At 37.5% G+C, this 8814-nt stretch carries 10 protein-coding genes; 7 read left to right on the forward strand and 3 right to left on the reverse strand.

Annotation, left to right across the window (positions count from 1 at the left end):
• The first annotated feature begins 554 nt into the window (after positions 1 to 554).
• Positions 555 to 1460 carry an NB-ARC domain-containing protein gene (locus ACIR131C_RS23635; RefSeq protein WP_269208814.1) on the forward strand — a complete coding sequence of 302 codons (906 nt, stop codon included), beginning with the start codon at positions 555 to 557 and terminating at the stop codon, positions 1458 to 1460.
• A gap of 197 nt (positions 1461 to 1657) precedes the next feature.
• Here ACIR131C_RS23635 and lepB read toward each other — a convergent pair whose 3' ends face one another.
• The 3 genes from lepB to ACIR131C_RS0119965 form a co-directional block, all read right to left on the reverse strand.
• Complete coding sequence (lepB, locus tag ACIR131C_RS0119950) at positions 1658 to 2230, reverse strand: signal peptidase I (RefSeq protein WP_028083866.1); 573 nt, start codon at positions 2228 to 2230, stop codon at positions 1658 to 1660.
• A 70-nt stretch (positions 2231 to 2300) separates the two neighbouring features.
• Positions 2301 to 2810, reverse strand: coding sequence for a nucleotide exchange factor GrpE (locus ACIR131C_RS0119955; protein WP_028091584.1), 510 nt, complete (start codon positions 2808 to 2810; stop codon positions 2301 to 2303).
• A gap of 270 nt (positions 2811 to 3080) precedes the next feature.
• The gene (locus tag ACIR131C_RS0119965) at positions 3081 to 3647 is read right to left on the reverse strand and encodes a thioredoxin family protein (RefSeq protein ID WP_028091585.1); all 567 of its coding nucleotides are present in this window, start codon (positions 3645 to 3647) and stop codon (positions 3081 to 3083) included.
• Between the two features lie 60 nt (positions 3648 to 3707).
• Between ACIR131C_RS0119965 and ACIR131C_RS0119970 the strand changes: the two genes are divergently transcribed.
• From ACIR131C_RS0119970 to ACIR131C_RS0119995, 6 genes are all read left to right on the forward strand, one after another.
• Positions 3708 to 4112: an NIL domain-containing protein gene (locus ACIR131C_RS0119970; protein ID WP_028083869.1), complete on the forward strand. Its 405-nt coding sequence runs from the start codon at positions 3708 to 3710 to the stop codon at positions 4110 to 4112.
• A 289-nt stretch (positions 4113 to 4401) separates the two neighbouring features.
• On the forward strand, positions 4402 to 5385 hold the full coding sequence (locus ACIR131C_RS0119975; protein WP_028091586.1) for a CHAD domain-containing protein: 984 nt from the start codon (positions 4402 to 4404) through the stop codon (positions 5383 to 5385).
• Between the two features lie 94 nt (positions 5386 to 5479).
• Positions 5480 to 5614, forward strand: a complete 135-nt coding sequence (locus ACIR131C_RS27140; protein WP_269208813.1) for a hypothetical protein — start codon at positions 5480 to 5482, stop codon at positions 5612 to 5614.
• A gap of 86 nt (positions 5615 to 5700) precedes the next feature.
• Positions 5701 to 6960, forward strand: coding sequence for a vWA domain-containing protein (locus ACIR131C_RS0119985; protein ID WP_028091587.1), 1260 nt, complete (start codon positions 5701 to 5703; stop codon positions 6958 to 6960).
• Positions 6957 to 8237, forward strand: a complete 1281-nt coding sequence (locus ACIR131C_RS0119990) for a vWA domain-containing protein (RefSeq protein ID WP_028091588.1) — start codon at positions 6957 to 6959, stop codon at positions 8235 to 8237. Before ACIR131C_RS0119985 ends, ACIR131C_RS0119990 begins: the two co-directional genes overlap by 4 nt.
• A gap of 111 nt (positions 8238 to 8348) precedes the next feature.
• Entirely contained in the window at positions 8349 to 8660 is a 312-nt protein-coding gene (locus tag ACIR131C_RS0119995; RefSeq protein WP_155963208.1) for a hypothetical protein, read from the forward strand.
• Positions 8661 to 8814: the final 154 nt, after the last annotated feature.

The following is an 8814-nucleotide window of genomic DNA, read 5'->3' on the forward strand; positions in this document are numbered from 1 at the left end:
TCTGATTGTCCTAGTTTACCCAATGCTGTACTAATTTGTCTACTGAATTCATATGAAGTTATATGAATTCATCTGTCTTGAGAGGTAATTTTGACACCAAAAAACAAAACAACTCTTGTCATCTATCTCAAGATAGATTTTTATGAAAATATGTCACTCCTAACGTCTAAAATTTAGGTGGATTATTACCTTTTCTATCTAAATAATTTATAATATGCCAAAGTCACTTAGGGTAAACAATGATCGTATTCAACAAGTTAATATAGTAATTAGAATTAATGGCTACCCCAGCCAAAGAGCTTTAGCTTATGATAGCGGATTGTCCCTATCTACAATTAGTAATTTCCTGACTGGTAAACCTGTTAGTTATACAAGCTTTGAAGAACTGTGTCGCAGACTAAATCTAGATTGGCAAGAAATTACTACCAGTGTTCAAGTAATATCTACCCCCCCCCGCATACGCACAAATACGCAAAAAAAAACCAAATGCAAATCAATTTCTAGACTGGGGAACTGCAATTGATATTTCAGAATTTTACGGATATAGCCAAGAACTGACACAATTACAGTCATGGATTTTACAAGATGGTTGTCGTGTACTGGGATTATTCGGTATGGGTGGAGTTGGAAAAACAACTTTAGCCACCCAACTAGCAAAACAAATTCAAGATCAATTTGATTACGTTTTTTGGCGTTCTGTGCCTACTATCTTGTCTTTTGATGAGATGATTACTGATATGCTATCTTTGATGTCCAATTACAAGGAAAGTAAACCCAATATTAATCGAATTATCCATTATTTGCGTAGTTATCGTTGTCTGATTATCTTGGATGACATCGAAATAGTTTTAGACAAGTTTGATAGCGAATATAATCATATTATCCAAATAATTGCGAAAACCAATCATCAAAGCTGTCTAATTTTCACCAGTCGAAATCAACCCATTGAAATCAGCTTACTGGAAAACTGGTCATCCTCAGTGCGTTCTTTCAGATTGTTTGGTTCTTTTAAAGCAGCGTTTTCCTTGATACAATCACAACAACTATTGGGGACAGAACAACAAAAATATGATTTATGCAATTTATATGGTAATAATCCTTTAAAAATTCAAATTGCTGTTAATGCTATCATGAAATTATTTAATGGTGATATTAACAAATATCTAGCACAGAATACCCTATTAGTCAGCTATCATTTTCACAGGTTGCTAGAACAACAGTTAAATTGTCTCTGTGATCTAGAAAAGCAAATCATGTACTATTTGGCAACTAAGTCGCAATTAACAACAATTACTGATTTAGCAAATATATTACCTCATATTTCTAGATCCCATTTTTGGCAAGCAATAGAAAGGCTACATTTACGCTCTTTAATTCAGGAAAAAGCAGGTCAATATACTTTGCAACCTGTAGTTATGGAGTACGTTATGGAACAATTTAAACCAAAACCTGTATTATAATTTGTGAATAAAAAATGAACCTATAGTAACCCGATTTGAATCATACTTTTTGTAGTATAATGCTATTCATGCCCTAAAAATTATCAATCATAGCTACACAGACAAAACCCGTCTGCGTGGGTTATTTCACCAATCACGCAGTAGCAAATTATATTGCCTAGACGGGACTTAATTTCCAGAGGGGTGTAGAAGCCAAACTAGAGTACGCCAATGCGGTTAAGAGGCCAAAAGCGAAATGTGGCGCGGCCAATCAGATTTTCACTAGGGACAAAACCCCAGTAGCGAGAATCATTACTATCATTCCGGTTATCTCCCATGACGAAAAATGCCCCTTCTGGGACTTGAATTTCTGGAAATGGAAGATTTGGTGGTTCAGCGATGTAGTCTTCTATTAAAGGTTGACCGTTGAGGTAAACTAGTCCTTGGGAAATGCTAATTACTGCTCCTGGTTCACCAATTACCCGTTTAATAAAGGCTTGGCTTTGAGGATATCCCCGTTTTTGTAATTCTGGTGGTGAGTTAAAAACAACAATATCACCGATTTTGGGAGGATGAAAACGGTATGATACTTTTTCTACCACCAAGCGATCGCCTGTATGTAAAGTAGGATACATTGATGCGGAGGGAATTAAGCGTGGTTCAGCGATAAAAGTCCGAATTAAAAGTGCTAAACTCAGGGCAATAGCTATTAAAACTAAATTTTCCTGCCAACCACTCCATATTTTTGCTGGTGAAGAAGTGTCTTTTATATTACTTTCGTCAGGAGTCATAGTTAATAGTTAACAGTGTAAGTAAGAGTACAAGGGAATTGCAGGGAACAGAAGCGATTTTATTTTCCAATTACTCATTATCTTTTTCCTCATTACCATGATTTGATTTAGCGGTAATGACTTCTGCGGGACGGAGGACTTTTTCACCCCAATAAAATCCGCGACGGACGATTTTAGTAATTGTTTGGTCTGGGATATCTGTTCTCTCCTCCTGGTCAATAACCCGACATAAGTTAAGATCTGGTTCTGTTCCTGCTTGTAATTCTATAGGTAGAAGTTGGCGTTTTCTTAATATACCGATAAACTTGCGATTGACTGCACTTATAGAGTTAGGTAGACTGGCTGTAAATTCTGGACTCTGGTGGGGATTGTTCTCTAGATAGTATAATAGAGCTTCTAGGGCATCGGCAACTTCTAAAAGTTCTAAGAATAAATCTTCAGTTTGGGCTGTGGTTTGGGTTTGCTGTTCTTTTAAAGATTTCCGTAAGGAAACATTGTCTTTTTCAAGAGTGCTGAGTTTTTGTACGAGTAAATTTCGTACCTCTAGGCTAATTAGATACTTTGGGGATGAGTCAGACACGGGAAATCTCTTTAGATACCATACTTAATACTTTATCGGCTTCAAGACTAAACACTGTAGCAACTCATGATCAAAAAAAGATAGCTATGATATTGACAAGATTAGGTTAATAGTGTTTAATTTTTCCATGAGTAGGGCAGGCGAGATGCCCACAGGTAGGGCAGGCAAGATGCCCACAGGTAGGGCAGGCAAGATGCCCACAGGTAGGGCAGGCAAGATGCCCACCCCACAAGATTTGATCATCTTTTCTGCTTTTACCCGCTACAAACCCTAATTTACAACTTGGCTACCGTGACTACGAGGATCATCTTGATTAGTTTCTGTTGCGACTGGGGCGGAAAATTGGGAAGTTGTGCCACGACCTTGAATGTGGGGAAGGGTAACGCCCATAATTAAGGCCTCTAAATTACTGGCCATAATAGTGCGGGGGATATCCCCAATGGTTTCAGCTATGGTTTCCCCTTGTTTATCTAAAAATACAAAGTGGGGAATGCCATCTACGCGATATTTGAGCATTTCTGGCAACCATTTGGTATTATCAACATTCAACATCACAAAATTCAGGTTTTTATCATACTGTTGTCTGAGTTTGGCCATATCTGGTGTCATTTTTTGACAAACTGTACACCAGTTAGCGTAAAATTCCACAAGAGAGGGTTTTCCGTTATTGACAGCTACCTCTAAGGGAATAGAAGTTTGATCTAATTCTGCCAGGGAAACTGAGGTAGAATCTGTCTTGAGTCCCAAAAACAGCGCAACTCCCAGCAGGGTAGCTACAATGGCAATTAGGAAGTTTCTGAGACGGTTACTAGAATTTACAGGGGCTTCGGTACTCATAATCAATTTATTAAGACTTATTAATTCAATTCATCATCTAGTTTACTGTTTTCCCAGCTAATGAAAAAAAGAGTTACCCTGACTTTTCCTAAACGCGCAATTCAAATGCCCGTGACTTACCGACTAGCAAAGGATTTTAATGTGGCTGCGAATATTATCCGCGCCCAAGTTGCCCCTAATCAAATCGGTAAATTGGTGGTAGAATTATTAGGGGATATTGATCAGTTGGATGCAGCAATTGAATGGATGAGATCCCAACATATTCATGTTTCCCTGGGTTTAGGTGAAATTGTCATTGATGAGGATCTATGCGTTCATTGTGGTTTATGTACCGGTGTTTGTCCTACGGAAGCTCTAACTATTAATCCAGAAACGTATAAACTTGCTTTTGTGCGATCGCGTTGTATTGTGTGTGAACAATGTATTTCTACTTGTCCTGTACAGGCTATTTCAACTAGTCTTTAAAGATATTTAAATATTATGATATAGCAATTCTATTTGAATTAACGGACTACTCCAGACACAGAGATCACAGAGGTATAAAAAAACTGGCATTGGTGAATAAAAGTATGAATTTACCTCACGCAAAGGCGCAAAGGCGCAAAGAGTAAGAATTTGAGAAGGGGAATTTTTGATTTTCGCAACTAATTCAGCAATGCTTATAAACTCATCTGCGTCAATTTGCGTTTATTTGCGTTTAAATTCCCGATTCTTATTTTATTTGAAATTACTATATTGCTAATTGTTTTTACTTATGAAAACCTCCACAGAAACATCAATCAAAACCCTCGCAGAAACTGCACACCAAGCCATTGAAAAGCATTTTGAAAAAACTATAAAATGGGAAAAAGCAGTTAAAAAAGACGAAGATCCAGAAGCGGTACATCAAATGCGGGTGGGAATGCGAAGGTTAAGAACTGCTGTGAGTAGATTTGAAAAATATTTAATTTTACCAAAATCAGTTAGTGATAAAAACATTGGTAAATTTGCCCGGGTTTTAGGTAGTCTTAGAGATTTAGATGTCCTTGAAGAAATTTTGGAAAAAAATTACCAACCCCATTTAGTTGTCAAAGAACAGGAATTTCTAAAAACAGCTTTTACGGAATTGGATAAACAGCGAGAAATTGCATTTTCTCATGTTCAGAAAATATTTAAAGATGAAAATTATAAATTTTTTAAAAATGAATGTGAATCTTGGTTAAAAAATCCTAGTTATCAAGGTTTTTCATCTGTGCCAATTTATTATATATTACCAGATTTACTCTCACCAGAAGTTAGTCAATTCTGCTTACACCCCGGATGGTTAATTGGGACTAAAATTATTAACTCAGAAATAGTAATACAAACAAAATGGACACCAATGCAATTAGAAGAACATTTAAAAACAGAAGGTGAAACTCTTCATAGTTTGCGGAAACAAGCTAAAGGTCTCCGCTACCAAATGGAGTTATTTACCGAATTATATGGTGAGTCTTTTGCTGCACATATTCATGATGTTAAAAATATCCAAGAAATCTTGGGCATGATTCAAGATAATATGGTTTTGCACGAGTGGTTAGAAAATATCTTCAAATCAGAACTTGATAGGGAATTACCAGGGTTAACGACGCTATTAGCCGCAAATCGTCATCAATTATGGCAAGAATGGCAACCACTACAACAGCGTTATTTGCAAGCAGATACTAGATATAATTTACATTTGGTGGTATTACAACCTAATTTGACAGATATTAAATAACCAGAAAAATATAAAAATATTAATTTATAATATGTCTAAATAATGTCAGTTCCTTGGGAAAAATGTCGGAAATTACTCTCGTAAGGGGTACAGGATGTCCAAGATTGAAGGATTTACAGGATTAAAACAGAAAATGACTCACCAATTACCAATTACCAATTACCAATTACCAATTACCAATTACCCATTACCCATTACCCAACTGACAACTGACCACATAAATATCTAATTAACTTGTTTTCCGTAGTCGGGAAGATCCCTTATGAAGTTATCTATAAAATTGTGTATGTCTAGATTAGATAGGAAATTGAAATTATGAAAGTTAATTTACAACTGGCCCTTAATGATGGTGCTGTAGACGTAAATCAAATCAGCACTCAACGTCAATTAGCAATTTCTATTTCTGCCAGTGGTGAAACTATAGATCGGTCTGTACCATTGAATTTATGCCTAATTCTCGATCATAGTGGTTCAATGGGGGGAAAATCCCTGGAAACTGTGAAAACTGCGGCCTGTTTGTTGGTAGATCGTTTGAGTCCTGAAGATCGGCTCAGTGTTGTTGTTTTTGACCACCGGGCTAAGGTTTTAGTTCCCAATCAGTTAATTAAAGATCCAGAATCAATCAAAAGGCAAATTAAGCAACTCAGCGCTGAAGGTGGAACTTCTATTGATGAGGGTTTGCGTCTGGGAATTGAGGAATTGGCTAAAGGTAAACAAGATACAGTTTCTCAAGCATTTTTACTCACTGATGGGGAAAATGAACATGGTGATAATGAACGCTGTTTGAAATTTGCCCAATTAGCCGCCAGTTATAATTTAACCCTGAATACATTAGGATTTGGTGACAATTGGAATGATAAGGTTTTAGAGAAAATTGCTGATGCGGGTATGGGTACATTGTCTTATATCCAACAACCAGATCAGGCGGTAACTGAGTTTGGGAGATTGTTCAACCGGATGCAAACAGTAGGATTGACTAACGCTTATCTGTTAATATCACTGATGCCAAATGTCCGGTTAGCAGAACTGAAACCTATTGCCCAAGTGTCTCCAGACACTATAGATTTACCAATACAAACAGAAAGTGATGGCCGATTGGGGGTGAGATTAGGTGATTTAATGACAGACGTGGAACGGGTGGTTTTAGTTAATATTTATGTGGGACAGTTGCCAGAAGGTAAACAGGCGATCGCTAATATTCAAGTTCGCTACGATAACCCTGCCCATAATAACCCCATCGGGCTATACTCCCCCAATCTACCAATTTACGCTGATGTCACCAGGGACTACCAACCAGCACTAAATCCCCAGGTAAAACAGTGGATTTTAGCTTTAGCCAAATATCGTCAAACCCAGTTAGCCGAAACGAAATTACAGCAAGGTGATCGGGCTGGCGCTGCGACGATGTTACAAACAGCCGCAAAAACTGCTTTGCAAATGGGTGATAATCATGCTGCAACGGTTTTGCAAGTTTCAGCTACACGCTTGCAAACAGGGGAAGAATTATCAGAAAGCGATCGCAAAAAAACCAGAATTGTCTCAAAAACTGTTTTGCAAGATGCTTCCCCTCAATGAAAGTTAAACTAATATCGGTTTTAAATGATACTAACGTTGATGCTGCCCAAGTAAGTAATCAACGTCAACTCTCAATTTCTATGTCCGCGATTCCGGCTGGATTTGAACAATCTTTACCCTTAAATCTGTGCTTGATTCTCGATCAAAGTGGTTCTATGTCCGGTGAACCCATGAATACGGTGATGCAAGCCGTGGAACAATTATTGGATCAATTAAAGCCAGGCGATCGCATTTCAGTTATCGCTTTTGCTGGCACTGCAAGGGTCATTATCCCCAATCAAATCGTCAGCGATAGTAATAGTATCAAAACCCAGCTTAAAGTCAAGCTAAAGGCTGCTGGCGCTACAGTCATTGCTGAAGGTTTGTCTTTAGGGATCACAGAACTACTTAAAGGCACAAAAGGCGCTGTTTCCCAAGCTTTCCTACTGACAGATGGCCATGGGGATAAGGGGCTACAAATCTGGAAATGGCAAATTGGACCCAATGACAATAAACGTTGTTTACAACTAGCCAAAAAAGCCGCTAAACTAAATCTCACAATTAACACCCTGGGTTTTGGTGATGACTGGAATCAAAATTTACTAGAGAAAATCGCTGATGCAGGTGGTGGTACTCTAGCTTATATCGAGAATCCTGAACAAGCTGTGACCCAATTTGCCAGGTTGTTTCGTCGGGTGCAGTTAGTAGGATTAACAAATGCCCATTTACTCCTATCTTTCGTTCCCAGCGTGCGGTTAGCAGAACTTAAACCCATAGCCCAAGTAGCCCCAGATACTATTGAGTTACCAGTAGAAACCGATGCTAATGGAACTTTGGTGTTACGGTTGGGGGATTTAATGAAAGATGTGGAACGAGTAGTTTTAGCGAATATTTATCTGGGACAATTGCCAGAAGGAAAACAGGTCATTGGCCATATCCAAATTCGCTATGATGACCCATCTTTGAATAAACAGGGTTTACTTTCGCCATTAGCACCAATATATGCTAATTTTACCAAATCTTACGAACCCGCTCTCAATTCTCAGGTTTTACAGTCAATTTTGCTGTTAGCTAAATATCGTCAAACTCAATTGGCTGAGGCAAAATTGGCACTAGGCGACGCGAAAGGTGCAGCGACAATGTTACAAACTGCTGCTAATACCGCTTTACAAATCGGTGATAGCAGTGCAGTAACGGTGTTACAATCCTCTGCTACTCGCTTACAAGTTGGTGGAGAACTTTCAAAAAGCGATCAGAAAAAGACGAGAATCGCATCAAAAACAGTTTTGAAAGAATAGTCTAGGGGTAGGCTCAAAAGCCTGCCCTTGAGAATGTAAAAAATCAAGGGTTTTGATGCTAGTCTAAATATAGATTAATTTAGAAGATCAAAAATATCAACTTTAATGAAAATGAAAAGTTTCAAAATTCCACAACAATATCAATTCGGGATTACATTAATTATAAAAATTGATGAACCTATATTTGATCGCCTACTGAATGCAATAACAGAAGTTCATCCTTTTGTAGATATAGATAGTTTAGTATTGGAAATTTCTCCAAAAATAGAGGAAGTCTCTATTAATGATTTGCACGAGATTTTAAGAGCTATTCGTTCAATTTACTCTCTTCGCATCCAGGAAAACCTTAAAAATACTGAAATAATTACGAAGATGCTAAACCATCTGATAATTTCAGCAAAATTTCTAAATTATACACAATAGAAAACATTCTTGATGTCAACAGATTTTTGCAAAATCATGCAAATTTGATAGATGTTATTCTAGAAGCATATCCACAAATAAGAAAGTATTTCCGGCGTTGCTGATTTGAGGTATGAAAATGATTTTTGATGATTTCAAAACCCTTGTAAAGACC

It is taken from the genome of Dolichospermum circinale AWQC131C, from assembly GCF_000426905.1.
GTDB lineage: Bacteria > Cyanobacteriota > Cyanobacteriia > Cyanobacteriales > Nostocaceae > Dolichospermum > Dolichospermum circinale.